At 68.2% G+C, this 24,330-nt stretch carries 23 protein-coding genes and 1 pseudogene; 15 read left to right on the top strand and 9 right to left on the bottom strand.

All coding sequences use genetic code 11. From position 1 onward, the window contains the following. Complete coding sequence (locus ACWDNU_RS13755; RefSeq protein WP_449669053.1) at positions 1–684, bottom strand: HAD family hydrolase; 684 nt, start codon at positions 682–684, stop codon at positions 1–3. 104 nt (positions 685–788) lie between these two features. Between ACWDNU_RS13755 and ACWDNU_RS13750 the strand changes: the two genes are divergently transcribed. The 4 genes from ACWDNU_RS13750 to ACWDNU_RS13735 all read left to right on the top strand — a co-directional run bounded on the left by ACWDNU_RS13750 (position 789) and on the right by ACWDNU_RS13735 (position 5,046). Beyond that, the gene (locus ACWDNU_RS13750) at positions 789–1,400 is read left to right on the top strand and encodes a histidine phosphatase family protein (protein ID WP_449669052.1); all 612 of its coding nucleotides are present in this window, start codon (positions 789–791) and stop codon (positions 1,398–1,400) included. Positions 1,401–1,407: 7 nt separating this feature from the next. Next, positions 1,408–2,202 (top strand): DeoR/GlpR family DNA-binding transcription regulator, encoded by a 795-nt coding sequence (locus ACWDNU_RS13745; RefSeq protein ID WP_370933648.1) that lies wholly within the window; start codon positions 1,408–1,410, stop codon positions 2,200–2,202. A gap of 76 nt (positions 2,203–2,278) precedes the next feature. After that, entirely contained in the window at positions 2,279–3,610 is a 1,332-nt protein-coding gene (locus tag ACWDNU_RS13740) for an MFS transporter (RefSeq protein WP_370933647.1), read from the top strand. Then, positions 3,607–5,046 (top strand): FGGY-family carbohydrate kinase, encoded by a 1,440-nt coding sequence (locus ACWDNU_RS13735; protein ID WP_449669051.1) that lies wholly within the window; start codon positions 3,607–3,609, stop codon positions 5,044–5,046. The genes ACWDNU_RS13740 and ACWDNU_RS13735 overlap by 4 nt, the downstream gene beginning before the upstream one ends. 106 nt (positions 5,047–5,152) lie before the next feature. Here ACWDNU_RS13735 and ACWDNU_RS13730 read toward each other — a convergent pair whose 3' ends face one another. Beyond that, on the bottom strand, positions 5,153–5,623 hold the full coding sequence (locus ACWDNU_RS13730) for a hypothetical protein (protein WP_449669050.1): 471 nt from the start codon (positions 5,621–5,623) through the stop codon (positions 5,153–5,155). Positions 5,624–6,071: 448 nt separating this feature from the next. Further along, positions 6,072–7,655 carry a hypothetical protein gene (locus ACWDNU_RS13725; RefSeq protein ID WP_449669049.1) on the bottom strand — a complete coding sequence of 528 codons (1,584 nt, stop codon included), beginning with the start codon at positions 7,653–7,655 and terminating at the stop codon, positions 6,072–6,074. A gap of 130 nt (positions 7,656–7,785) precedes the next feature. Here ACWDNU_RS13725 and ACWDNU_RS13720 point away from each other — a divergent pair, with 130 nt between their 5' ends. The 4 genes from ACWDNU_RS13720 to ACWDNU_RS13705 all read left to right on the top strand — a co-directional run bounded on the left by ACWDNU_RS13720 (position 7,786) and on the right by ACWDNU_RS13705 (position 12,913). Continuing rightward, complete coding sequence (locus ACWDNU_RS13720) at positions 7,786–9,015, top strand: DUF445 family protein (RefSeq protein ID WP_449669048.1); 1,230 nt, start codon at positions 7,786–7,788, stop codon at positions 9,013–9,015. 82 nt (positions 9,016–9,097) lie between these two features. Continuing rightward, positions 9,098–10,273 carry a DUF445 family protein gene (locus tag ACWDNU_RS13715; protein ID WP_449669114.1) on the top strand — a complete coding sequence of 392 codons (1,176 nt, stop codon included), beginning with the start codon at positions 9,098–9,100 and terminating at the stop codon, positions 10,271–10,273. Positions 10,274–10,319: 46 nt separating this feature from the next. Continuing rightward, on the top strand, positions 10,320–11,543 hold the full coding sequence (locus tag ACWDNU_RS13710) for a DUF445 domain-containing protein (protein ID WP_449669047.1): 1,224 nt from the start codon (positions 10,320–10,322) through the stop codon (positions 11,541–11,543). Between the two features lie 53 nt (positions 11,544–11,596). Then, complete coding sequence (locus ACWDNU_RS13705; protein WP_449669046.1) at positions 11,597–12,913, top strand: alginate O-acetyltransferase AlgX-related protein; 1,317 nt, start codon at positions 11,597–11,599, stop codon at positions 12,911–12,913. Here ACWDNU_RS13705 and ACWDNU_RS13700 read toward each other — a convergent pair. Next, the gene (locus ACWDNU_RS13700; RefSeq protein WP_449669113.1) at positions 12,867–13,229 is read right to left on the bottom strand and encodes a winged helix-turn-helix transcriptional regulator; all 363 of its coding nucleotides are present in this window, start codon (positions 13,227–13,229) and stop codon (positions 12,867–12,869) included. The two genes, ACWDNU_RS13705 and ACWDNU_RS13700, sit on opposite strands and share 47 nt — an antisense overlap. 106 nt (positions 13,230–13,335) lie before the next feature. Between ACWDNU_RS13700 and ACWDNU_RS13695 the strand changes: the two genes are divergently transcribed. Beyond that, complete coding sequence (locus ACWDNU_RS13695) at positions 13,336–14,031, top strand: NAD(P)-dependent oxidoreductase (RefSeq protein ID WP_449669045.1); 696 nt, start codon at positions 13,336–13,338, stop codon at positions 14,029–14,031. On the opposite strand, the gene ACWDNU_RS13690 is transcribed toward ACWDNU_RS13695, so the two are convergent. The 3 genes from ACWDNU_RS13690 to ACWDNU_RS13680 are packed head-to-tail and all read right to left on the bottom strand — an operon-like array spanning position 14,028 to position 16,663. Continuing rightward, positions 14,028–14,912 carry a metal ABC transporter permease gene (locus ACWDNU_RS13690; protein WP_370933640.1) on the bottom strand — a complete coding sequence of 295 codons (885 nt, stop codon included), beginning with the start codon at positions 14,910–14,912 and terminating at the stop codon, positions 14,028–14,030. The two genes, ACWDNU_RS13695 and ACWDNU_RS13690, sit on opposite strands and share 4 nt — an antisense overlap. 3 nt (positions 14,913–14,915) lie before the next feature. Continuing rightward, positions 14,916–15,752 carry a metal ABC transporter ATP-binding protein gene (locus tag ACWDNU_RS13685; RefSeq protein ID WP_037808198.1) on the bottom strand — a complete coding sequence of 279 codons (837 nt, stop codon included), beginning with the start codon at positions 15,750–15,752 and terminating at the stop codon, positions 14,916–14,918. After that, positions 15,752–16,663: a metal ABC transporter solute-binding protein, Zn/Mn family gene (locus ACWDNU_RS13680; protein ID WP_449669044.1), complete on the bottom strand. Its 912-nt coding sequence runs from the start codon at positions 16,661–16,663 to the stop codon at positions 15,752–15,754. Before ACWDNU_RS13680 ends, ACWDNU_RS13685 begins: the two co-directional genes overlap by 1 nt. A gap of 178 nt (positions 16,664–16,841) precedes the next feature. On the opposite strand from ACWDNU_RS13680, the gene ACWDNU_RS13675 reads away from it, so the two are divergent. The 4 genes from ACWDNU_RS13675 to ACWDNU_RS13660 all read left to right on the top strand — a co-directional run bounded on the left by ACWDNU_RS13675 (position 16,842) and on the right by ACWDNU_RS13660 (position 20,538). Continuing rightward, positions 16,842–17,942, top strand: coding sequence for a LacI family DNA-binding transcriptional regulator (locus tag ACWDNU_RS13675; RefSeq protein WP_037809317.1), 1,101 nt, complete (start codon positions 16,842–16,844; stop codon positions 17,940–17,942). A 161-nt stretch (positions 17,943–18,103) separates the two neighbouring features. Then, positions 18,104–18,595 (top strand): beta-class carbonic anhydrase, encoded by a 492-nt coding sequence (locus ACWDNU_RS13670; protein ID WP_182895763.1) that lies wholly within the window; start codon positions 18,104–18,106, stop codon positions 18,593–18,595. 23 nt (positions 18,596–18,618) lie between these two features. Continuing rightward, positions 18,619–19,494 (top strand): HhH-GPD family protein, encoded by an 876-nt coding sequence (locus tag ACWDNU_RS13665; RefSeq protein ID WP_370933637.1) that lies wholly within the window; start codon positions 18,619–18,621, stop codon positions 19,492–19,494. Positions 19,495–19,584: 90 nt separating this feature from the next. Continuing rightward, positions 19,585–20,538 (top strand): peptidoglycan recognition protein family protein, encoded by a 954-nt coding sequence (locus ACWDNU_RS13660; protein ID WP_449669043.1) that lies wholly within the window; start codon positions 19,585–19,587, stop codon positions 20,536–20,538. A gap of 46 nt (positions 20,539–20,584) precedes the next feature. Here ACWDNU_RS13660 and ACWDNU_RS13655 read toward each other — a convergent pair whose 3' ends face one another. Beyond that, on the bottom strand, positions 20,585–21,337 hold the full coding sequence (locus ACWDNU_RS13655) for an alpha/beta fold hydrolase (RefSeq protein WP_370933635.1): 753 nt from the start codon (positions 21,335–21,337) through the stop codon (positions 20,585–20,587). Between the two features lie 57 nt (positions 21,338–21,394). Here ACWDNU_RS13655 and ACWDNU_RS13650 point away from each other — a divergent pair, with 57 nt between their 5' ends. Beyond that, positions 21,395–22,819 carry a M1 family metallopeptidase gene (locus tag ACWDNU_RS13650; protein WP_449669042.1) on the top strand — a complete coding sequence of 475 codons (1,425 nt, stop codon included), beginning with the start codon at positions 21,395–21,397 and terminating at the stop codon, positions 22,817–22,819. Here ACWDNU_RS13650 and ACWDNU_RS13645 read toward each other — a convergent pair. Further along, a complete protein-coding gene (locus tag ACWDNU_RS13645) occupies positions 22,795–24,201 on the bottom strand; it encodes an AAA family ATPase (protein ID WP_449669041.1) in 1,407 nt (468 codons plus the stop codon). The genes ACWDNU_RS13650 and ACWDNU_RS13645 overlap by 25 nt on opposite strands. Positions 24,202–24,235: 34 nt before the next feature. Here ACWDNU_RS13645 and ACWDNU_RS13640 point away from each other — a divergent pair. Then, positions 24,236–24,330: pseudogene (locus tag ACWDNU_RS13640) on the top strand (DnaJ domain-containing protein); the annotation flags it as partial.

The following is a 24,330-nucleotide window of genomic DNA, read 5'->3' as shown; positions in this document are numbered from 1 at the left end:
TCAGTCCTTCACAGCCACCGGCTCGCCGGCCAGGTAGGCCAGGAGCTTCAGTCGGACGTCGTCATTGCTCGCCGCCACCGCGCTGGCCAGCTCCAGCGCGTCCGGCTTCGGCGGGTAGGTCGGGTTGGGCAGTGCGATCACGGTGAGCCCGGCAGCGGCCGCCGCCCGGATGCCGTTGCTGGAGTCCTCAACCCCGAGGCACTCGCTGCCCGCTTTGCCGAGCCGGGCCGCCGCCTCCAGGTACACGTCCGGGTTCGGTTTGCCCCGCGCCACCTCGGCGCTGGACACCGTCGCGGTGAACTCGCCGGTGAGCTGGTGTTTTTCCAGCACCGCGTCGATCACCCGGCGGGCGGCCGAGGACGCGAGCGCGACCGGGACCCGCTCGCTGACCTCTCGGACCATCGCGCCCGCACCGGGCAGCAGCGGCGCTTCTCCCGCGTCGATCGAGGCGATCATGCCGTCGACCACCGCGCGTTCCACCTCGTCCGCCTGGTCCGGCACCCCGCACCGGCGGGCGAGATAGCCGGCCCATTCGGGCGCGCTCATGCCTTGTACCGAGGCCGTGTCCTCCGCCGTCCACTCGACCTGGTGGCGAGCGGCGAAAGCGACCCAGTTCTCCTCCCAGAGGTGTTCACTTTCCACCAGGACACCGTCGAGGTCGAACACCACCGCGTCGAGCGTCATCCACCAGATCCCTTCAGAGAGCGAGCCCGTTTCACACGAGCAATGTTAAATTAACAGCGAGATTGAGAAGTTCGCAAGGGTGTTCACACACAAGGAGGGCACGAGTGGGCGCACGGCTGCTGCTGGCCAGGCACGGGCAGACCGAATGGCACGCGGAGAACCGTTACGCGGGCACCAGCGAGGTGGCGCTGACCGAGGAGGGGATCCGCCAGGCCGACGCGCTGGCCGCGTACGCCCGCCGGGTGAAACCGGACGGGTTGTTCTGCTCGCCGCAACGACGTGCCCGGCGCACGATCGAACCGGCGGCCGAGGCACTTGAACTGGTCCCGGAAATCGTCCCCGGCCTGCGGGAAACCTACTTCGGGATCGCCGAGGGCCGCACCCGCGACGAGGTGCGCCAGACTGACCCGGAGGCGGTCGAACGCTTTCTCGCCGACCCGATCGCCGGGGCGTTCCCCGGTGCCGACGATCCGGCCGAAGCGGCCGAGCGCGGGGCGCGCGCGATCCGCGCGATTGCTGCCGCGACCAGCGGAATCGCACTGGTCGTCGCGCACAACACGCTGTTGCGGCTCACGCTGTGCCAGCTGCTCGGCATCCCGTTGTCCCGCTACCGCAGCGTGTTTCCGCGCCTGGACAACGCGGCCGTCACCGAACTGGAGGTGAGCGGTGACCGAACTGCCCTGGTGCGCTTCAACCTCCCAGTGGAACCGCGATAATCACGGCATGTCGAGCGAAAAGCCTGCCGCGCACCCCCGCGAGAACCGTCAGCAGAGGCTGACCGAGCACGTGTTCCAGCAGGGTTCGGCGACCATCGGCGAGCTCGTTGACCTGCTGGGCGTCAGCATGATGACGGTGCACCGGGACATCGACGAGCTGTCGCGGCGCGGCCTGGTCCGGAAGTACCGCGGCGGGGTCTCGGCGATGCCGTCGACAGTGTTCGAGAGCAACGCCGAATACCGGATGAACGCGCACGTCGACGCGAAACGGCTGATCGCGATGCACGCGGTGGAGCAGGTCGAGCCCGGAATGTCGGTGCTGCTCGACGATTCCACGAGCGCGCTCGCGCTGGCCAGGCTGCTGGTCGACGTGACGCCGCTGACCGTCGCCACGAACTACCTCGCCGCGATCGACGTCCTCAAGAACGTGCACGAGCTGCGGCTGATCTGCATCGGCGGCGACTACTCGCCCACCCACGACTCGTTCCTCGGCATGCAGAGCATCGAGTCGATCGAGCGGCTCTCGGTCGACATCGCGTTCGTGTCGACCTCGGCGATGAGCACGTCGATGAGCTTCCACCAGGAGCCCGAGATCGTGATGATCAAGCGGGCCATGCTGGCCAGCGCACGGCACAAGGTGCTGCTGATGGACCACAGCAAGATGAAGCGCACGGCCCTGCACCGGCTCGCCCCGCTGGACGACTACGACCTGCTGATCGTGGACGAGGAGGCCGATCCGCACTACGTCGACGAGCTGCGCAGCCGGGTCGAGGTGCAGGTCGCCGAACATCCCGACAACTGATCGACTTCATAACACTCTTGCGTGCGAAGTTCACACAGTCCATGATACGTTTGATCTCGACGTCATGGAGGCGTGTATGAACGAGTCGGCAACAGCGGAGTTGCCCAAGTCGGGCTTCGGGCGCTTGCTCACGAAATGGGGGCTGCCCGCGCCCCTGTTCCTCGGGTATGTCGGTCTGCTCCTGTTCATGATCGGCGACGGAGTGGAGTCCGGCTTCATCGCGCCGTACATGGCGGACAACGGCGCGGGCACGGAAATCAAAGCGTCGTACGTGATCACCGTGTACGGCATCGCCGTGATGCTGGCGTCGTGGCTTTCGGGCGCGCTGTCCGAACTGTGGGGGCCGCGGCGGGTGATGATCATCGGCCTGGTCATCTGGCTGGTGTTCGACGCGCTGTTCCTGACGCTCGGCCTCGCCGGCGGAAACTACGCGGCGATGCTGATCTGCTACGGGATCCGCGGATTCGGCTATCCGATGTTCGCGTTCGGCTTCCTGGTGTGGATCACCGCGGTGGCTCCGGTCGCGCGGCTCGGCGCGGCAGTCGGCTGGTTCTACTTCGCCTTCACCGGCGGCCTCCCCACGCTCGGCGCGCTCGTCGCGAGCTTCACCAACCCGCTGTTCGGCCACTACGGCACGCTGTGGGTGGCGGTCGTGCTGCTCGGCATCGGCGGACTCGTGGCGGTGCTCGGAGTCCGGCAGCGCACCGGATACCGCAGGCTCGCGCCGCCTGACGTGAAACCGGTGCAGAGCCTGGTTTCCAGTGTGTCGATCGCGTGGAAGAAACCGCGGGTCGGAGTCGGCATGATCGTGCGGGTCATCAACACCGCGCCCGAATTCGGCATGCTGGTGTTCTTCCCGACGATCTTCATCTCCCAGATCGGGTTCGGGGAGAGCCGCTGGCTGCTGCTGGTGTCGGTGATCTACGGGACGAACATCTTCTTCAACCTGATCTTCGGCGTGCTGAGCGACCGGATCGGCTGGCGCACCACAATTTTCTGGTTCGGCGCGATCGGCTGCGCGATCTCGATCCTGTTGCTGTACTTCGTGCCGGTCGCGATGGGCGCGCAGTATTACTGGCTCGCGCTGATCGTCGGCGCGCTCTACGGCGCGACGCTCGCCGGATTCGTGCCGATCTCCGCACTGCTGCCGTCGCTGGCCCCGGAGCACAAGGGCGGCGCGATGGCTCTGCTGAACCTCGGCGCGGGTGCGGCGGCGTTCGTCGGGCCAGCGATCGTGTCGCTGTTCCTCGGGCCGGCCGGTGCCGCCGGGGTGGTCATCATCTTCGCCGCGCTGTACCTGGTGGCCGCGGTGCTGGTGCGATTCCTGAAACTGCCTGAGGAAACCGAGAAAGCGCTCGCGACCGACGGCAGCCTGCAGGACGTCGAAGAAAGGGTCAGCACGGCGTGAACGAGCAGGTCTCGGTCGGCATCGACGTCGCCACCGCGGGGGTTCGCGCCTTCGCGGTGCGCGGCGGCTCGGTCCTCGCCACCGCATCGGCGTTGCTGCCGGCGCCGGTGCGCGCGGGCGGGGGCCGCAGCGAACAGGATCCGTCGGCGTGGTGGCCCGCGGTCTGTTCGGTGCTGAACGAGGTCACTGCCGCTTTGCCCGGACGCGGCGCGGAAGTCTCGGCGGTGGCGATCGCGGCGACGTCCGGGACGATCGTCGGAGTCGATGCCTCAGGCGAACCGGTGACGCCCGCGTTGATGTACGACGACCGGCGCGGCGCGGACTACAACGCGAAAGCCGTGGAACTCGGTGCCAACCGGTGGCGGAAACTGGGTTCAGGAGTCTCGCCGACCGCGGCAGCCGGCCGGATCGCGTGGCTGGCCGAACATACCGAGGCGGTGGCCGTCCGGCACACGCCGGAGATGATCGCGGCGAGACTGACCGGACATCCGGTCGCGGCGGATTGGTCGCACGCGCTCAAAAGCGGCTACGACCCGCTGGCTGAGGAATGGCCGTCCGAGGTTTTCGCCGGATTAGGCGTGCCGGACGGAATGCTGCCGCCGGTGGTCGCGCCGACCACCGTGCTCGGCGAGGTCTCGGCGCCGACGGCCGGGTTGCCCGCCGGATGTCTCGTGGTGGCAGGCATGACGGACGGATGCGCGGGGCAACTGGCCGCAGGCGCGGTCGAGCCGGGACGGTTCGTAGGAATTCTTGGAACCACTTATGTCCTGAAGGGTGTCACAGAATCATTGGTGCCGGACCCCACCGGAGTCATGTACAGCCATCGGCATCCAGACGGCTGGTGGCTGCCAGGCGGCGCGTCGAATAACGGCGGTGAGTCCGTTTCGGACAGTCCCCGGCTAGCCGAACTGGATGCCGCCGCCGCGGCTCGCGGACCGGCCGAGGTGGTGACGTTCCCGCTGCGACGCAAGGGAGAACGTTTCCCCTTCGCACACGGCGACGCGGAAGGCTTCGTCCTAGGTATTCCGACCGACGAGGTCGAGCTGCACCGGGCTCGGCTGGAAGGAGTCGCTTTCCTGGAACGGCTAGCACTGGATCACCTGCGACGACTGGGTGTCCCGGTCCGCGAACCGCTCCTCGCGGCGGGCGGCGGCAGCAAGAGTCCTTTGTGGACTCAGATCCGGGCTACGGTGAGCGGGCTTGGACTGCAAGTGGCACCGCAGGCAGAAACGGGCTACGGCGCGGCGCTCCTTGCGGCGGCCGGATGCACGCCGGGCGGCCTGAGCGCGGTGTGCAAGGAGATGCCGGTGGGGTCGCTCGTCGAGCCGGACCCTCGTGAGGGCGCGGCGTTGTTGGCTTCGTACCAACGGTTTTGCCGGGAGTTGCGGGACCGCGGCTGGATTGACGAGGAACTGTTCACGGTGGCGGCGGGGTGATGCGGCTGGGGTAGTTGCGAGACTTAGCTTCGGTGCTTGGTCGGCCTTTGCGGGATGGGCGGCGGCCGGAGGAAGGTGTGCGCGGGGGTTGGCTTCCGCTAGCGGGTCAGCGGCGCGGCGACCGCACCGTCGCGGAGACGAGCGCGGCGATCGCGGCAAGGAACGCGACGATGGCGGCCAGACCGATTGGCACCCCGTTGCTCTTGTGGAAACCGAGCACGAAGTCGAGGTGCGCGACGAAACTCGTACCCGCTGGCAGCGGCACGGCCACAATCACGACCACGTACAGCAGGCACAGCCCGAACAGGGTCCATGCCGCCCAGACGTGCCGCGCGAGCAGGAAACCGGCGGGCACGACCACGGCGAACGCGGAGAGCAGGCCGCACACGACGTTCGTCCACACCATGCCCGCCCACTCGCCGACCGGGCCGCCGATCAGCACGTTCGCGAAGACGAACCACACCAACGCGATCGCTGTGCAACCAGCGAGGGCAGCCGCGACCGTCCCAGCCGGAAAGTTCGCCCGGCGGCGGACCAACGCGGGGGTCGGTGCGGGGAAACCCGGTGGCACGGACATCCGGAACTCCTGACGATCTCGGGTAGGCGCGAGCGTCTCATTCCCCTTGGCGCGATTCAGCCTGCTGTCCTGTTCCAGCCACGGAATCCACTGGACAGCACCAGCATGGAACGGCCGAAGGAGTTCGCGCGCGGGGAATTACCGGCCCTGCGTCCGGCGTCGACGTCACTTCGGCGGACGACGCCATCAACTCTGGCACCGTCTCAGGACAAACTCTGGCCATGTAGCGCTCGGTCGCCCGGAGTGTCACAGGAATCAGGACAGCAGGTCAGGAACAGCCCGCGCGTGGGCAACTCGGGCGACGGCCGTTGCCATTGCCGATGCGAAAGGCCAGCGATTCAGCGAGTTTGGCAGTTGCTGCGGGCCTACGGCCGCCGGCGTGTCCGGAGCAGCCGCCGGTGCGTCCGGAGCAATGGATGCGACGGGGCACGGAGTCGGCTGGGGCGGGTCAGGAACGGCCCGCGCGAGGGCGTCCGGGGCGGCGGCCATTGCCGTTGCCGGTCCGAGGGGCGGGCGGGTCTCCGGGCTTGGCAGCTTGCGAGTCCGCGGCCGCCGGGGCGTCTGGAGTGGCGGATGCGGCTGGGCGCGGAGTCGGCTGGGGCAGAGCGGGTGCGGGCGAGCCAGTCGGCGAAGGCGCGTCAACCACAGCCTGCGGAGGCTCCGCAGCGGCGGCTTCCTCTTCCTGCGTACCGAGAAAGCGCAATGCCTCCTGGACGGCCTCATTAGTGGCAGCGATCCGGTCGGCGACCTTGGTCCGCAGGTCCAGCGCCAGGGTGCGCGATTCGGTGGCTTCGGTTTGCTTCTGGAGAGCGTCGGCGAGAGCGGTCTCGGCCTGCGCCTTCTTGACCGCGATCTCTTCCGACGCTCGACGGTCGGCTTCGGCTCGGACTTTGGCGGCCTCAGCTTCGGTGGCGGCGTCGGTTTCGGCGCGGACGCGGGCCGATTCTTCGTCGGCGGCGAGGCGGGCGGCTTCGGCGGCAGCGTCGGCCTCGGCGCGGGCCCGGGCGGCTGCTTCGTCGGCTTCGGTGCGGACGCGGAGGGCTTCCGCATCCTTCTCGTCGCGGATTCGGCGGGCTTCGGCGTCCGCGGCCAGACGGGCGTGTTGGGATTCGGCGTCTGCCTTGGCACGGGCTTCGGCCGCGGCTTCGTCGGCTTGGGTGCGGGCTGCCAACGCCGCTTGATCTGCTTCGGCGCGGGCCGTTGCGGAGGATTGGTCTGCCTCGGCTCGGGCGGTTGCGGCGAGTTCGTCGGCTTCGGCGCGAGCGCGGTCGGCGGCCTCGGTGCGGGACGCGATCTCCGCATCGGCCGCGGCGGTCCGGGTGGCGATGTCTTCATTGGCCGCAGCTGTGCGGGTGGTGATGTCCTCGTCCGCCGCCGCAGTGCGAGTGGCGATGTCTTCGTTGCCCGCCTTAAGCCGAGCTTCCAGATCCGCCAGGCGAGTCGCGATCTCCTCGTCGGCAGCGGCAGTGCGAGTAGCGATATCCGCTTCCGCAGCAGCGATCCGCGACTCAAGGTCCGCCTGTCGCGCGGCCAAATCCTTCTCCGCGGCCGCGACTCGGGCGTCCAGAGCCTCCGAGCGCGCGGCGAGGTCGGCGTGGGTCTCCGTCAGCAAGCGCTGGCGTTCCGCTTCCGCTTCTTTAGCCGCTTTGTCCGTTGCCCGTTGGGTTTCGTGCGCGTAGCGGTCCGCTTCGCCGCGCGTTGAGGTCGCGTCTGCTTCCGCTGAGCGGCGGAGGTCGGCGATTTCCTCCTCGGCCAGTTGCACCATCATCCGCACGCGCTCGGAGATCGCGCCGGCACCCGCCGGGCTCGAGGTGACGCGGACTAGCGCTGCCTTCGCCTCGGACAGTTCTGACTGGGCTGTCGTCAGCGCCTTCGTGAGCTCGCCCGCCGTGGCCACCGCCTCGTCACGGCCGTGGGACGTCGTGTTCAGTTCGCTGGTCAGCTGGGCGATGCGGGCGTCGACCTGGTGGGGGTCGTAACCCTTGCGGGTAACAGCAAAGGCGGGGTGCTGCGGCTTTTCGGGCGCGACCATCGGGCTACCTTAGTGATCGGGGCACCTGCGGCACGTACCGCCAAACGGCTGTATTACGAAGCGCGAAACCCGACGTCACGCATGGCATCCTGTCCCCTCGACCTACCGCGCGGGCGAACGGGGCAGACGCATGGACCTTTCAGCCATCGCCGCCGACCTGGCCGCGCACTGGCATGTGTACGCGACCATGCCGTTCATCGCGGCGCTCATCGGCTACCTGACCAAACGCGTCGCGATCGAGATGATGTTCCGGCCGCTCGAGTTCCGCGGCATCCGGCCCTTCCTCGGCTGGCAGGGCGTCATCCCGGCCAACTCGCGGCGGATGGCGACCACCGCGGTCGATCTGCTCACCAAGAATCTCCTCGACCCGCGTGAGGTCTTCGCTCGGCTCGATCCGGAGGAAATGGTCGCGCAGCTGGAAGAACCGCTGCTGAAGGCGGTCGACGAGGTCACCCGCGAGGTGTTCGAGACCTATCAGCCGCGGCTGTGGGAAATGCTGCCCGCCCGCGCTCAGCAACTGCTGGTGGACCGCGTCCGCGCGCAGGCGCCGGTGGTCGTGAAGCGGCTGATGCGGGAAGTGTCGGCCAATGTGGACGAAGTTCTCGACGTCAACGACATGCTGATCAACGCCATGGTCCGGGACAAATCGCTCACCTGCCGGTTGATCCGCGAGGTCGCGGCGCCCGAGTTCCGGTTCATCGCACGCAGCGGGATCGGGTTCGGATTCGTCATCGGGCTCGTCCAACTCATCGCGTGGGCGCTCACGAAACAACCGGTGATCATGCCGGTCTTCGGTTTCGTCACGGGCTTCGTCACGGACTGGCTCGCGCTCAAAATGATCTTCTACCCGCGGCAGCCGCGGCGGTTCTTGTTCTTCACCTGGCAGGGAATGTTCCAGAAACGCCGCGCGCAGGTCGCCGCGGATTACGGTGCGTTGATCGCGGAAGAGGTCCTCACCGCGGGCAATGTGCTGGAGGCGGTGCTGACCGGGCCGCGGGCGGACAAGTTGTTCGCGCTTGTCACGCGGGAAGTCCAGCGGACCGTCGACGCGCAGGCCGGGCTGGCGAAGCCGCTGGTCGCGCTGGCTGTCGGCGGGCGCGAGTACCAGCAGATGAAGCAGGCCGCCGCGGAGAAGGCCATCGCGTATCTGCCGGAGACCGTCAAGCACGTCGAGAGTTACGCGACCGACGCGCTCGACGTCCGCAACACGATCGTCGAGAAGATGCAGCAGCTGACGCCACTGGAGTTCGAGGGCATTCTCCGTCCTGCGTTCAAACAGGACGAATGGAAGCTGATCGCGGTCGGCGCGGTGATCGGCGGGCTCGTCGGCGAACTGCAGGTCCTGCTCCTCCTCCACTGACCGCGCGGGTTACCGTTCCGTAGGCAACACGGAGGGGACGCGCGTGCACACATTCGCCGAGCACTGGCCGGTGTACGTCTCCATGCCGTTCATCGCGGCGCTCATCGGCTACATCACCAAGCGCGTCGCCATCGAGATGATGTTCCAGCCGCTCGAATTCGTCGGCATCCGGCCCTTCCTCGGCTGGCAGGGCGTGCTGCCCGCGAACGCCGAGCGGATGGCGACGACCGCGACCGAAATGCTCACCACCAACCTCGTCGACCCGCAGGAGATCTTCGCCCGGCTCGACCCGGCGCAGGTCGCCAAAGAGATCGAACAGCCGCTGCTGCGCGTGGTCGAGGACGTCACCCGCGAGGTGATGGAGACCTACCAGCCGCGGCTGTGGGAAATGCTGCCGTCCGGCGCGCAGCAACTGCTGCTGAAACGCGTGCAGGCAGAGGCGCCGCGGGCGATCACGAAGATCATGCGCGAGATTTCCCAGAACATCGAGGACGTGCTCGACCTCAAGCACATGGTCGTCACGAACCTGGTGCGCGACAAGGCTTTGCTCAACCGGCTGATCCGCGACATCTCGCGCCCGGAAATGCGGTTCATCGCGCGGTCGGGCATCTGGTTCGGGTTCATTCTCGGCTGCGTGCAGCTGCTCGTGTGGTCGCTGACGCGCTCGCCGATCGTGCTGCCGCTGTTCGGGCTCGCGATCGGCTGGCTGACCGACTGGCTCGCCCTCAAAATGATCTTCCTGCCGCGCGAGCCGAAGCGGTTCTTCGGCTTTTACAGCTGGCAGGGCGTGTTCCAGAAGCGCCGCGACGAGGTGGCCGCCGACTACGGCGACATGATCGCGCGCGAGATCATCACCGTGCCGAATCTGCTGGAAGCCGTGCTGCGCGGGCCGAAATCGGACCGGTTGTTCTCGCTGATCAGCCGCGAGGTGCAGAAGACGATCGACGCGCAGGCGAGCGTCGTGAAGCCGTTCGTCGCGATCGCGGTGGGCACGAAACGGTTCCAGGAAATGAAGCAGGTCGCCGCCGCGAAGGCCGCCGAGCGGGTGCCGGACACCATCCGGCACGCGGAGTCGTACGCGATCAACGCGCTCGACGTCCGCAACACGATCGTGGACCGGATGCGCCGGCTCAGCCCGCTCGAGTTCGAGCAGCTGCTGCGGCCCGCGTTCCGGCAGGACGAATGGAAGCTGATCGCGGTCGGCGCGGTGATCGGCGGGCTCGTCGGCGAGCTGCAGGCGTTGCTCCTCCTCGGGTGAGAGCGCACGCGATACGGTTTCCTTCCGGAGCGGGGAGGGAGACCCGGTGGACGCGGTGCTGGACGACTTCGCGCGGCACTGGCCGGTGTACGTCTCGATGCCGTTCGTCGCCGCGCTGATCGGCTACGTCACCAAGCGCGTCGCGATCGAGATGATGTTCCGCCCGCTCGAATTCGTCGGCATCCGGCCGTTCCTCGGCTGGCAGGGCGTGGTGCCGAAGCACGGCGGGCGGATGGCCGCGATCGCGACCGACCTGCTCACCGCGAACCTGCTCGACATCGAAGAGGTCTTCGCCCGCGTCGACCCGGTGATCATCACCCGCGAACTCGAGCAGCCGCTGCTGCGCGCGGTCGACGGGATCGCCCGCGACGTCCTCGAACAGCATCATCCGCGGCTGTGGGAGGTCATGCCCACGATCGCGCAGGAACTGCTGATCAAACAGGTGCAGGCCAGCACGCCGCAGCTGGTGCGGGAATTCCTGGACGAGGTCCGCGACAACCTGGACGAGGTCCTCGACGTCCGGCACATGACGGTCGAACGGCTCACTCGCGACCGCGCGCTGCTGGTCCGGCTGATCCGGGAGACGTCCCGGCCGGAGATGACGTTCATCGCGCGCGCCGGGATCGTCTTCGGCTTCGTGCTCGGTCTCGTTCAGGCTCTGGTGTGGGCTTTCACCCGGCAGCCGCTGGTGCTGCCGATCTTCGGCGGCGCGATCGGGCTGTTCACCGACTGGCTGGCGATCAAGATGATCTTCCTGCCGCGCGAGCCGGTGCGGCTGGGCCGGGTCATCCTGCAGGGCAAGTTCCAGCGGCGGCGGGCCGAGGTCGCCCGGCAGTACGGCGAACTGGTCGCCAGTGAGGTGCTGACCGTCCCGAATCTGCTCGACGCCCTGCTGCGCGGCCCGAAGTCGGACCGGCTCGTAGCGATGGTCGAACGCGCCGTCGGGCACGCGGTGGACGCGCAGGTCAGCGCCGCGAAACCGGTGGTCGCGCTCGCTGTCGGGGCGCAGCGGCTGCAGGAGATGAAGCACGCCGCGGCGCAGCGGGCGCTGGCGGAGATGCCGCTGACCGCGCGGTACGCCGAGGGGTACCTGACCGAGGCGATGGACGTCGCGAAAATGGTCGAGCAGCGGATGCTCGCGCTGACGCCGCTGGAGTTCGAAGGCCTGCTGCGGCCGGCGTTCCGGCAGGACGAGTGGAAGCTGATCGCGGTCGGCGGCGTGATCGGGTTCCTCGTCGGCGAGCTGCAAGTCCTCCTCATGCTCGGCTGACTTTTCGGCGGTTGTTCGCGCCGGGCTCACTCGAATTGACTAACCTCAGTGCCGTGTCCGAGCCACCGCAGCTGCCCGCAGTCCACGAGGCCTACCTGCCCCGCGAGCACGCGCTGCATCGCCCGCGGCACGGCAAGCGGCAGCTGACCGCGCTGGTCAGCGCCCTGTTGTTCTTCGTGACGCCGACCATGCTGTGGGTCGTCGGGGTCCGGCCGAGCGAGATCGAGAACCACAAGCTCGCCGGATTCCCCAACCTTGGCGAGGGGTTCAAGTTCTTCACCAACCTCCCCAAATGGGCGACGGACCAGCTGTCGTTCCGCGCGGGCGCGATCAACGCGGCGAACGGGATCAGCGAGGGCGTCTTCGGCGAGGCCGCACCGCTCGACCAGGGTTCGGCGTCGAGCAACGGCCCGATCCCGGCACCGCCGCTGCAGCAACCGGGCGCGCCGAACACCGGTCCGACGGTGCCGAGCGGGCCGGGTTCCAGCCAGGCCGGATACCGCAAGGTGGTTCAGGGCGCGGACGGCTGGCTGTACTACGGCTACGATTCCGAGGCGAAGTGCACGCCGACCCAGGACATCGACACCACGATGAAGCGGATCGACGAACTGCGCTCGGCCGTCGAGGCGTCCGGCCGGAAGTTCGTGTTCGTGGTGACGCCGGACAAGACGACGATGGTGCCGCAGTTCCTGCCCGCGAGCTATCCGGGCAAGGAGTGTTCGCAGGCCGCTTCGCCGAACGACTGGTACAAGATCACCACCGAAGGCCACTCGCTCGACCTGCGCCCGCAACTCGCCGCCGAAGCGGCCAAGGTCGGGCACCCGATCTACGCCCCGAACGACACGCACTGGCGCGACGAAGGCGGCCTCGTCCTGACGCGCGCGCTCGCCGAGACGCTCAAGCCTGGCTCCACGAACAGCTGGCTGAGCGCCCCGGACGGCCAGTACGACGCGGTCGCGGACCTGCCGCTGCTGCTCGGCCAAACCGGCGTCAAGACGAACACCCGGTACAACCTGCGCCCGGACGGCGTCACCGACCGCGCGGGAGAATTCGTCGGAAGCATCGACCAGCCGGTGCACCGCTCGGCCCCGCCGATCGTCGGCACGATCGACCAGCCGACCCTCGTCTACGGCGACTCGTTCAGCCTCGCGTCGTCGCGGTACCTGGAGGCGGCGTTCACGAATCTCACGTATTTGGCGTATTCGACGGACAAGACGCCGCAGTCGCAGGCGGTGGACCAGTTCGTGAACTCGCACGTGGTGGTGCTGCAGGCGGTGGAGCGGAACGTCGCTGGCGGGTTGGTGCCGTTTACTGATGAGGGCTTTATTTCGGCGGTGAAGACGGCGTTGGCGCAGCATCCGATCCGGTAGTGATCGGGTGGTTTTGGCGGTGGGCAAGGAGATCGGCCAGGTGCTGATCGCTCCACTCGCGCATGGCGTCGATGACGGGCAGGAGGCTGCGGCCCAGGTCGGTCAGTTCGTAGGTGACGTGGGGCGGATTGGCCTGGTGGTCGGTGCGGGTGAGAAGACCGTCGCGGACCATGTCGCGCAGGGTTTCGGTCAGGACTTTGGCGCTGCTGAGGCCCAAGGTTTGCCGGAGATGGCCGAACCGCCGCGGGCCGTCCAGCAACGCGACGACGACCATTCCGGTCCACTTCCCGCCCACGTGGAAAGGGAAGGCCGCCATCGGGCACGCCGGATCCATCCGCGCGCTGACCTGGGCATCGGCAGACATCTCCGGCGGCCTCCGGTTTCGTTGAAGTAACCAGTTTTCCGACGATACGTTCGCGTACATGGTGCCTGATGAGCGAGACAATCCGGTCGTGGTTTTCGGCGCTGGCGGGCGGGCCGGGCTCGCCGTAGTTGCCGAGGCGCTGCGCCGCGGACGCCCAGTGCTCGGAGTGGTTCGCGACCCCAGCCGACACGAAAAGCTGGCCGCCCTCGGGAAGGGTGTCACTGTCGTCGCGGGCGACCTGACCGACTCTGACAGCGTCGCGGCTGCGTTGGCCGGCGAGCCTGGCGAGTTCGCGGCGCTGGTGAATGCGGTGGCGCCGTTTCCCGGCCCGCCTGAGTCGTTCGAAGGCTTCGACCCCGGGCACTACGTGCGTTTGGCCGAGAACCTGGTTCAGGCCGCGCGGGGGTCCCGGATGATCGAAATCGGTCTCGCCGCGACTCTTCGTACCGGCAACGGCCGCGTGTTCGAGGACGCCTCGGTCTTTCCCGCTTTCTTGCGTCCCTTCGCGGAAGCCCGGATGAAGAGTCTGGCCGCCTGGCGAGAACAACCCGCCGCGGTGGACTGGCTGGTCGTCACGCCACCACCCGAGTTGTCGCTTGAAGCACCGACGACCGGCGAGTACCAGATTGCGGGCGACGTGCTCGACTCCCAGGCAGCGGCAATCCCGTTGTCCTACGCGGATCTGGCGACAGCCGTCCTCGACCAGATCGACCAGCCGACGATGTCTCGCCAGCAGGTGACCGTCTACCGCTAACCGACCGGAACCGGAGCCGCTTCCACCGGGCTAGTCCGCACCCCGCGCCGACGGTCGCGGACCCACGCGATCACCCGGCACACCAGATAAATCAAGAACGAAATCGAAGTCACGAACGCGCTCACCGGCAACCCCGGCGCGAGCGACAGCACGATCCCGCCCAGTGCGGCGATCTCGGCGAACACCACGGACAGCACCGTCGCGCGCAACGGGCTCGCCGTCACCCGGGCAGCGGCCGCGGCGGGGGTCACCATCAGGGCGACCACCAAGAGCGACCCGACCACCTGCACGCTCAGCGCCGTCGCGACGCCGACCAACAGGGAAAACAGCACCGTCAAAGTCTTGACCGGGACCCCGCGTGCCTCGGCTACCGCGCGGTCGACGCTGGCGAACAGCAGCGGACGGTAGATCAGCGCGAGCACCGCCAAGACCGCGGCGGCGGCGATCGCCAAGGCGGTCAGGTTCGTGCTGTCCACGGTGATGATCTGGCCAGTCAGGATCCCGAATTTGTTCGCTGACCGTCCTTTGTAGAACGACAGCAGCAGAACGCCCATGCCCAGCCCGAAGGACAGGATCACGCCGATGACCGAATCGCGATCCGAGTCGCGGATTCCCAGGATTCCCAGCAGCAGCGCGGCAGCCACCGCACCGGCGAGCGCGCCGTATTCCACGCCGACGCCCAGCAGCAGCGCGCCGGCGGCGCCGGTGAAGGCCAGTTCGGACGTGCCGTGTACCGCGAAGGACATGCGGCGCATCACGATCAGCGGGCCGAGCACCCCGGCCAGCAAGCCGAGCACCGCGGCGGCGATCAGCGCGATCCGGACGCTGTCCAGTTCCGCGATCAGCTCCCACGTCTTGGCGAAGTCGAACATGCCGTCCAAGGCTCAGCCCACTGCTTCCTGCTCGTGGTGATGCGGTTCGTCCTCGCACAGCGCGCTTTGCGCACCCGCGATGTGAATCTGCCCGCCGACGCGCAGCACCTCGATCTTCGTCCCGTACAGATCCGACAGCGTCTCCGAGGTCATCACCTCGTCCGGCTTGCCGATCCGGAACTGGCCGTTCACCAGGTACAGCACGCGGTCGACGAACTGCAGGACCGGGTTGATCTCGTGCGTCACGAACAGCACCGCGGACCCGGCTTCGCGGCGTCGCGCGTCGATCAGTTCGCTGACCGCGCGCTGGTGCGCCAGGTCCAGCGACAGCAGCGGTTCGTCGCACAGCAGCACCGTCGGGTCGCCGACCAGCGCCTGCGCTACCCGAAGGCGTTGCTGCTCGCCTCCGGACAAGCGGCCGACCGGCTGTTTCGCGTAGCGCGTGCCGCCGACCGATTCGATCACCGACGCGACGCGGCGCTTCCGGGCGCGCATTCCGGCCAGGCCAGGGCCCCAGCGGTGACCGTCCAGTCCTAAACCGACGAGGTCGACGCCGCGCAGCGTGAGCGAATCGTCGATCGCTCGCTGCTGCGGGATGTAGCCGACCTTGCGGTTCGCGCCTCCCGGACGGCCGCCCGCGATTTCCACCGTGCCCGCCGACAGCGACTGCATGCCCAGCAACGCCTTGAGGAAGCTGCTTTTGCCGGAACCGTTCGGGCCGAGGACGGCCAGGAATTCGCCCGGCTCGACGTCCAGGTCCAAACCGGACCAGAGGGTGCGGTCGCCGAAGGCGAGCCCGGCCCCGCGCACGCGGACCGCGGGGCCGGCTTCCGGAAGCTGGACGGACATCAGCTGTTCAGAGCCCCCGACAGCGCGTCCACATCCTTGGTCATCCAGTCAATGTAGCCCGTGACGTTCGCCGGGAGCGTCTCGGATACGTCGACCACCGCGACCCCGGACGCCTTCGCGTCGGCGACGGCCTGCTTGGTCAGCGGGGTGACCGTCTGCACGTTGTTGACCAGCGCCTTCACCTGCTTTTCCTTGATCAGCTTGGTGAACTCGGAGACCGCCGCGGCGGGCACGTCGGTCTCGTTCTCGATCGCGTCGGAAAACGCCTTCGGGGTGGCGTCGGCGATGTTCGCGGTCTTCAGCAGGTAGTGCGCGACCGGTTCGGTGACGACGACCTTCGTGTTCGGGTGCGCGGTGCCGAGCGCGCCCGCCTTCTTGATCAGGCCGTCGAGCTGGCCCTTGAAGGTCTTGGCGTTGTCCTCGAACGCCTGCTTCGACGCGGGCTGGATCTCGCCGAGCGCGGCCGCGACCTGGTCGGCGACCTTCTCGACGCCCGGCAGGTCGTACCAGACGTGCTCGTTCTCCTCGCCCGGCTTGGCGATGTCGTAGGCGACCAGTTTCTTCGCCGAAGCCGCCTCTCCGGACAGCTTGGTGAAGAACTCGTCGTAGCCGCCGCCGTTGGCCAGGGTCAGCTGCGCCTTCTTGGCGGCGAGCGCGTCGTCGGCGGTGGATTCGTACGAGTGCGGGTCGGCGGAGGGATCGTGAATGATCGACGTGACCTGCACTTTGTCGCCGCCGATGGCGGACGCGACGCTGCCCCAGACATCGGTGGAGGCGACGACCTTCACCTGATCGCCCGTTCCCCCTCCCGCCCCGGAACCGGTCGAGGACGTGCTGGAGCACGCGCCGAGCGCGAACACAGCCAGAGCCGACGCGGCGGCGAGAACGCTCGTGGTGCGGCGGGAAGTCATCGGGCACTCCTGGGTCGAACTGCTAATGGAAACCGTTGTCAGATTCACTTTACCCCATCCGAACGGCGAGCCTCACTCCACCGGGTGGCCGTACCCGCTCTTGATCACCGAGAGGATCGAGACGCTCACCACAGGGGTGTCGCTTCTGGAAAACGATCTGAACCGTTACGGTTTGCGGATGGGCCGTCCTATTCGCACCCGGAGGCAGGCGACATTGGCGTCGCTCGCGGCGGAACTCGGGGTGTCCAGGACCACCGTGTCCAACGCCTACAACCGCCCGGATCAGCTCTCCCCGGAACTGCGCCGCAGGGTGCTCGAGACCGCACGACGGCTCGGCTACCCCGGCCCGGACCCGGTCGCGCGCTCGCTGCGCACCCGCAAGGCGGGCGCGGTCGGGCTGCTGCTGACCGAGAACCTCTCCTACGCCTTCCGCGACCCGGCCGCCGTCGGCGTGCTCGAAGGGCTCGCGCTGGCCTGCGAGGACGCGGGCGTCGGCCTGCATCTCGTGCCGGCCAGCCCCGGTCGCGAGGACCTCGCCGCGGTGCACCGCGCGGGCGTGGACGGGTTCGTCGTGTACTCGGTGCCGGACGACGACCCGCATCTCGCGGCCGTCCTGGAACGGCCCGTGCCGACGGTGATCATCGACCAGCCCCGCATCGAGGGCGTGGATCGCGTCGGCCCGGACGACGCGGCCGCCGTCACGCAGCTCGCCGACCATCTGGTGGCGCTCGGCCACCGGCAGATCGGCGTCCTCTGCATGCGGCTCGGCCGCGAGCGCAACGACGATTTCGTGACCTCCGAACGCCAGAGCGGCGCGCACTTCCACGTGCAGCGCACCCGGCTGGAGGCGCTGGCGACGGCGTTTTCCTCGGCTGGCGTCGACTGGGCGACCGTGCCGGTGGTCGAGCGTTTTGACCACACGGTGGACGACGGCGCCTCGGCCGCGCGTCAGCTGCTGGACGCGTATCCGCAGGTCACCGCCCTAGTCTGCACCTCGGACATTCTCGCGCTCGGTGCGCTGGCCGAGGCCGCGCGACGCGGGCTGCGGGTGCCGCTCGACCTCACGGTGACCGGTTTCGACGGCATCGCCGAGGCGGAGCGCTCGGGGCTCACGACGGTGCATCAGCCGGTGCTGGAGAAGGGCAAGGTGGCCGGACGGCTGCTGCTCAGCTCGGCCGAGCGGGTCGGGCCCAAGGTCATCACGCTGCCGACCGAACTGCGGGTCGGCCGCACGTCGGCGCCGCCGCGGACGGTCGAGGAGCCCTGGTTCGGCGGGTGAGTCGTGAGTGGCAATCGCGGTTAGAACCGTGATCAGCACTCACGAGCACCCCCAGCCTTTGCCGTGATTTCGGGCCCACCGCATTGTGTGCGCGCCCTCGGGCCGGTTCCATGGAAAGAACCGCCCGCGTCCGCGGGGAAGCGCAGGCCGAAAGGTGCCCCATGACCTCCATCGACGTGCTGCTCAAGCGTAATCAGGAGATCGGGAACATCGTCCCCGGCGACCGGTCCTCCCCCAAGCCGTCGCTGCAGGTGTCGATCCTGACCTGCATGGACGCGCGGATCCGAGTGTTCGAGATCTTCGGCCTGCTCCAGGGCGAGGCGCACGTGCTGCGCAACGCGGGCGGTGTGGTCACTGACGACATGATCCGCTCGCTCGCGCTCAGCCAGCGCAAGCTCGGCACCCGCGAGGTGCTGATCGTCCAGCACACCGACTGCGGCCTCTCCACGGTCACCGAGGACGAGTTCAAGGACGAGCTGGAGTCCGCGACCGGCCTGCGGCCGACCTGGGCGGTCGAGGCGTTCCGCAAGGTCGAGGACAGCGTGCGCACCTCGGTGGAGCGCGCCCGGCGCAGCGACTTCCTCCTGCACAACGACAACGTGCGCGGATTCGTCTACGACGTGAAGGCCGGGAGCCTGACCGAGGTCAAGTAAGAGCCGTCGTATTCAATGGCGGGGTGGCAGTAGACACCGACGTTCTGATCGATTGGTTCGCCGAGGTGGGCCGCGACCTGCCGTGGCGGGAGCCGGACTGCTCGGCGTGGGGCGTGCTGGTCAGCGAAATCATGCTGCAGCAGACGCCGGTCTCGCGCGTCCAGCCGATCTGGCTGGAGTGGATGGCCCGCTGGCCGGTGCCCTCAGCGCTGGCCGCCGAGACCACCGGCGAGGTCGTGCGCGCGTGGGGCAAGCTCGGCTACCCGCGTCGCGCGCTTCGGCTGCATGCCGCCGCCACTGTCATCGCGCAGGAGCACGGCGACGTCGTTCCGTCCGATGTGGACACTCTGCTCGCGCTGCCCGGCATCGGCGCGTACACGGCGCGCGCGGTGGCGGCGTTCGCGTACGGCAAGCGTGCACCGGTGGTGGACACGAACGTCCGACGGGTGGTCGCGCGCGCTGTGCATGGCGCCGGTGACGCTGGCCCGGCGTCGAATACCCGTGACATGGCAGACGTCGAGGCGTTGTTGCCCGCTGAAGACGCGCCCGCGGCGAAGCTGTCCGCGGCGTTGATGGAACTGGGCGCGCTGATCTGCACCGCCCGGTCGCCGAAGTGCGCGGACTGCCCGATTTACGCCGAATGCGCCTGGCAGCACAACGGCCGTCCCGAATACGCCGGTCCGGCCAAGCCGGTGCAGAAGTTCGCCGGAACCGACCGGCAGGTGCGCGGGCTGCTGCTGGACGTCCTGCGCGGCAGCGAGGGACCGGTCGAGAAGGCTCGGCTGGACCTCGTGTGGCACGAATCCGGCCAGCGCGACCGGTGCCTGGATTCGCTGCTTGTGGACGGTCTGCTGGAGCAAACCCCCGACGGGCTCTTCGCGCTTCCCGGGGAACACTGACGCACTACGACGAAAGTCGGCAAAAAGTTGTCCCCTCCGGGGCGCCGGGTTAGCTTTCCCCCGTCGCACTTCCGGGCTGAGGAGTTCCGCATGGGGGAAGCAACGCGTCGTGCCGTCTTGAAGGGCGGCCTCACCGTCACCGCCGTGGGCGCTTTGGGGTTCGCCACGGCGAGATCCGCGGCCGCCGTCACCACGCCGACCATCCATTCGACGGCCGAGTGGAACGCCCGGCCGCCGTCGGGCGCGATCGTGGTGGAGAACCACAAGCCGACGTACATCGTGGTGCACCACACCGTCGATCCCGGCAACAACACCGACTACTCGCTGGCGCACGCGCTGCAGATCTCGCGGGACATCCAGAACTTCCACATGGACACCCGCGGCTGGATCGACACCGGCCAGCAGTTCACGAACAGCCGCGGCGGCTTCGTCACCGAGGGGCGGCACCGCAGCCTCGAAATCCTGCGCGGCGGGACGCAGCACGTGCAGGGCGCGAACGTCGCCAACCACAACAGCGAATGCCTCGGCATCGAGAACGAGGGCCTCTACAGCACGGTCGACGTGCCGGTCGCGCTGTGGAATTCGCTCGTGCAGCTGATCGCCTACATCGCGCACCAATACGGCATCACCCCCGAGTTCATCAAGGGCCACCGCGATTTCAACTCGACCGAGTGCTGCGGCCAGGTGCTCTACGACCGGCTTCCGGAGCTGCGCAAGGCGGTCGGGCAGCAGCTCGGCCTGTCCGTCGCTCGGCTCGACGCGCCGGAATGGCCGCTGCTCAAGCCGGGCGACACCGGACCGCGGGTGATGACCGCGCAACGGTTCCTGCGCGCGGCCGGGTTCGGCGTGCCGACCGACGGCGTGTTCGGCAAGGCGACCGCCGACGCGGTGTCCTCGTTGGCCGCTGAGCACGGACTTTCCCGCGACAGCTGCACCGCGGCCCGGGCCAGCGACGAGTCCGCCTACCTCGGCTCGGACGTCTGGCCGTTGATCGTGCCGGCAGACCGCTCGACCGCCGCGTGGCGCACCGAGCTGGCCCGCTGACCGGGGACGCCTCACGTGTGCCAGCGAGGGCGGCACACGTGGGGCGTCACAGGCCGGACAGGAACGCTTCCACCGCGCCGCGATACGTCTCGGGAGCCTCGGCGTGCGGCAGATGCGCCGAACCGGACACGATCAGGTGCTTCGCGCCGGGCACCCGCGCTGCGACCTCGGCTTGCTGACCGGCGGGCATCGCGGTGTGCTCGCCCTCGACCAGCAGCAGCGGACAGCGGATACCGTCCACAATGGACCAGTAGTCCCGGCGGCCCCATTCGGCGGCGATCTCGTACAGGTTCTCCAGGTCGGCGATCAGGTGATAGCCGTCTTCGCGTTCCTCGACGCATTCGGTGAAGTAGTCGCCCGCGGTGCCGAAGAACTCGCGCACATGGGCCAGCGATTCGAACGGCACCGGCCAGCTCTCGAAGTAGCCCCGCCAGGTCTCGACGGTGCGTCCGCGCTGGTCCGGGGCGAAATCCTCGCTGACCACCGCGCGCACCAGCTCCGGGTATTTCGCCGCGGTGGCCCACGCGTGCAGCCCGCCCATCGAATGCCCGATCAGCACCGACGGCCCGAGGTCGGCCAGCACGTCCGCGACATCCTCGGCGAACCGCTCGGTCGTCCACGGCCCGGTGTGCGGCGCACGGCCGTGACCACGGGCGTCGAGAGCATGCACGCGGCCGTATCGCTTGAGCCATTGCGCGACCGGCCACCAGGTGCGGGCGCGGCCCATCAGCCCGTGCAGCAGCAGGATCGACACGCCGTGGCGTTCGTCGCCGCCGAAGTCAATCAGGCCTGGTCGCATTACTCCTCCTGGGTTTTCACCGCTACTTCATCACAAACCTGCCCCTAGGGTGAAGGAATGCGCAGCCGCCCGACCGCCGTCCTCGCCCTCATCGGCGTGCTTGCGCTGTCCGCGTGCAGCCCTGCCGAACCCGCCGCCGCTCCACCGCCGCCGATGCATCCGGCACCGGGCGCGAACAGCGCGGGCGATCCGTACTTTCCCGACGACGGCAACGGCGGATACGACGCCCTCGACTATCACGTTGATGTCAGCTACGACCCGCCGAGCGGCCGCCTCGACGGCGACACCACGGTCTCCGCGAAAGCCACCCAAGACCTCAGCCGCTTCGGCCTCGATCTGCGCGGACTGGACGTCGCCGCGGTGGAGATCGACGGCAAACCGGCTAAATACAGCCGGGAAAAGAACAAACTGGTCGTAACTCCGGCCGAACCGCTGCGGTCGGGTTCGACGTTCCGGACGCGCGTGCGCTATTCGGGTATTCCGGCGAAAACCCCGCACGACGGCGGATCGGAAAACGGCTGGGCCCGCTCCGAGGACGGCGGCGCGTATTTGGTCGGCGAGCCGCATTCCGCGTCGTTCTGGTACCCGGTCAACGAAACCCCGCGCGACAAGGCGACGTTCACGCTGACCGCGCACGTGCCCACCGGCTGGACGGTGCTGTCCAACGGCCGCGAGCAGGGCACCAGCGCCAAGGACGGCAAGACCACCACGACGTGGGCCGATCCGAATCCGGTGGCCAGCTACCTGACGACGATCGCGATCGACAAGTTCACCGTGCAGCGCTCCACGCTCCCGGACGGCACGCCGGTCGTTTCCGGCTACGCACCCGGCGCCGAACCCCGCGAGGCCACCGGCGACCGGCTGCCGGAGGTGCTCTCGTTCCTGGAAAGCAAGTTCGGCAAATACCCGCAAAGCGCGGCCGGCGGGATCTACCTCGACGAGAACATCCACTTCTCCCTGGAAACGCAAACCCGTCCCAATTATGCGAAATGGGCGGAAATCCTGACCATGGTGCACGAGAACGCACACCAGTGGTTCGGTGATTCGGTGTCGCTCAACTCGTGGGCGGACATCTGCCTGAACGAATGCTTCGCGTCGTACGCACAGTGGATGTGGGGCGAACGCGAGGGCCAGAACCTGGACGACCGTTATCGCGCGGCCGTCGAAATCACCAAGGGCAGCACGGATTTCTGGGGACAGAAGCTCGTCGACATGGGGCCGGAGCACCTGTTCGAGGGTGCGTACGACAAGGGCATCCTCGCCGTGCACGCGCTGCGCCGGGAACTGGGAGAGCCCGGATTCGAGAAGGTGCTGCACGAGTGGGTGGGGCAGCATCGCAACGGGAACGCGACTTGGGCGGACTTCGAGAAGCTGGTGTCGAAGGTCGCTGGGCGCGATTTAAGCGGGTTTCTCAACGACTGGTTCCACGGGACTAAGGTGCCGTCGGATGCTGATCTTTACCCGGGCGCGTTGCGGCCTTGACTGCCGAGCAACGACCTGGTCAGGCTGCTGCGCGCGTCGTTCATCTCGGCTAAGGCATTGCCGAGTTCGGTGTCGCTGACCCGCACTGGCTCTTCGGGCCTGAGCGCCAACGCGTGGAGCGACGCCCGGCGAAGCAGTTCCTTCATGAAGGACGCCGTGACACCGTCTGTCGCCTCGACCACTGGGGCGAGGTCAGCCGTCAGCTCCAGGCCGCGGGAGTACAAGCGCAGCAACGCTTCCCGGCCAGCCGCGTCCGGCAGCGGCACCTCGACCGCCAAGTCGACCCGTCCGGGACGGTCTGCCAGCGCTTTCTCCAGACTGCTCGCCCGGTTGGTGGTGAGCAGGAAGGTGACGTCCGCGTCGCCGCCGACGCCGTCCATCGCGTCGAGCAGGCTGAACAGCAGCGGCGTCGGGCCATGTGCGAGGTCGCGGTCCTCGGCAATCAGGTCGACGTCCTCCAGCACCATGATGCTCGGCTGCAACCGCCGCGCCAGGGAAGCGGCTTGCGAGATGAACCGCATCGCGGCGCCGGTCAGGATCACGACCGTGCAGTCCGGGAGCTGACCCATCAGATATCGCACGGTGTGCGTTTTTCCAGTGCCGGGCGCGCCGTGCAGAAGGAGGCCGCGCTTCAGGTGCTGCCCCGCCGCAGCCAGACGCGCGCCGTGTTCGGCGATGCCCATGGTGTGCCGCTCGATCGCTTCGAGGACGCCATCCGGCAGCACCACGTCTTCTTTGCGCAGCTCCGGCCGCGGCAAAAAGGTAACCAGCTCGTTGTTGCGGTGCTCGCTCAGGCCGAACGCGATCACCTGGCCGCGCAGCACGTCGTGCTCGGTCATCAGCGCTTCAATGCGATCCCGGGTCTCGGTGGCCGCCCGCCGGTCCTCGGCGATCACCTCGAGGCGGCAGTTCACCTGCCCGTACTGCGGGGCCGCGCCGCGTACGCCGATCAACACTTGGGAACCGTCCGGTGCGACCGTGCCGACCAGCCCGAGCTGGACGACGTCCGCCGCTTCGTCCGGGCCGATCGCGACCGTCGCGTAGTCCACCGCGCCCAGCTCGTAGTGGCCGTGCTGTTTGGCCGTGACCAGCATGCCGACCAGGTCCTCGTGGCCGCGCAGACCACCCGCGATGCCGAACCAGTCGGTGCCGATCCCGTGCTCGGCCAGGTACGCGTCGACCCCAGCCTGGATGGTCGCGTGTTCCCAGTCCTCGAAATTGCGCGTGACCACCAACGCCTGCGCAAGCGGCACGCCGAGGTGCCCAGTGACGCGGTCGATCAGCTCATTCCCGTTGCCCGATCCGGCCGACTCGGCCGCGGCTTTCACCAGGCGCTGCAGGTTACGGGCCAATTCGGTGCCAAAGACTTCGTCGTCCCCCATGTGAGCAGAGTGGCACGAACCGCGAACCCAGGCCAGCCAGAACGCGAGCGATCAGGAGATCAAGCGCGCGTACCGCAAGCTGGCCCGTGAGCTGCACCCCGACGTGAACCCGTCGGAGGACGCCCAGCA

Source organism: Amycolatopsis sp. NPDC003676 (genome assembly GCF_053587275.1).
Note: the sequence above shows the minus strand (reverse complement) of the source record. Positions and strands in the feature narration are given on the sequence as shown.

Coding starts and splice junctions, on each gene's coding strand:
- ACWDNU_RS13755 (WP_449669053.1), bottom strand. CDS start 684: ATGACGCTCGACGCGGTGGTGTTCGACCTCGACGGTGTCCTGGTGGAA.
- ACWDNU_RS13745 (WP_370933648.1), top strand. CDS start 1,408: ATGTCGAGCGAAAAGCCTGCCGCGCACCCCCGCGAGAACCGTCAGCAG.
- ACWDNU_RS13740 (WP_370933647.1), top strand. CDS start 2,279: ATGAACGAGTCGGCAACAGCGGAGTTGCCCAAGTCGGGCTTCGGGCGC.
- ACWDNU_RS13730 (WP_449669050.1), bottom strand. CDS start 5,623: ATGTCCGTGCCACCGGGTTTCCCCGCACCGACCCCCGCGTTGGTCCGC.
- ACWDNU_RS13725 (WP_449669049.1), bottom strand. CDS start 7,655: ATGGTCGCGCCCGAAAAGCCGCAGCACCCCGCCTTTGCTGTTACCCGC.
- ACWDNU_RS13720 (WP_449669048.1), top strand. CDS start 7,786: ATGGACCTTTCAGCCATCGCCGCCGACCTGGCCGCGCACTGGCATGTG.
- ACWDNU_RS13715 (WP_449669114.1), top strand. CDS start 9,098: ATGCCGTTCATCGCGGCGCTCATCGGCTACATCACCAAGCGCGTCGCC.
- ACWDNU_RS13700 (WP_449669113.1), bottom strand. CDS start 13,229: ATGGCGGCCTTCCCTTTCCACGTGGGCGGGAAGTGGACCGGAATGGTC.
- ACWDNU_RS13695 (WP_449669045.1), top strand. CDS start 13,336: ATGGTGCCTGATGAGCGAGACAATCCGGTCGTGGTTTTCGGCGCTGGC.
- ACWDNU_RS13685 (WP_037808198.1), bottom strand. CDS start 15,752: ATGTCCGTCCAGCTTCCGGAAGCCGGCCCCGCGGTCCGCGTGCGCGGG.
- ACWDNU_RS13680 (WP_449669044.1), bottom strand. CDS start 16,663: ATGACTTCCCGCCGCACCACGAGCGTTCTCGCCGCCGCGTCGGCTCTG.
- ACWDNU_RS13675 (WP_037809317.1), top strand. CDS start 16,842: ATGGGCCGTCCTATTCGCACCCGGAGGCAGGCGACATTGGCGTCGCTC.
- ACWDNU_RS13670 (WP_182895763.1), top strand. CDS start 18,104: ATGACCTCCATCGACGTGCTGCTCAAGCGTAATCAGGAGATCGGGAAC.
- ACWDNU_RS13660 (WP_449669043.1), top strand. CDS start 19,585: ATGGGGGAAGCAACGCGTCGTGCCGTCTTGAAGGGCGGCCTCACCGTC.
- ACWDNU_RS13655 (WP_370933635.1), bottom strand. CDS start 21,337: ATGCGACCAGGCCTGATTGACTTCGGCGGCGACGAACGCCACGGCGTG.
- ACWDNU_RS13650 (WP_449669042.1), top strand. CDS start 21,395: ATGCGCAGCCGCCCGACCGCCGTCCTCGCCCTCATCGGCGTGCTTGCG.
- ACWDNU_RS13645 (WP_449669041.1), bottom strand. CDS start 24,201: ATGGGGGACGACGAAGTCTTTGGCACCGAATTGGCCCGTAACCTGCAG.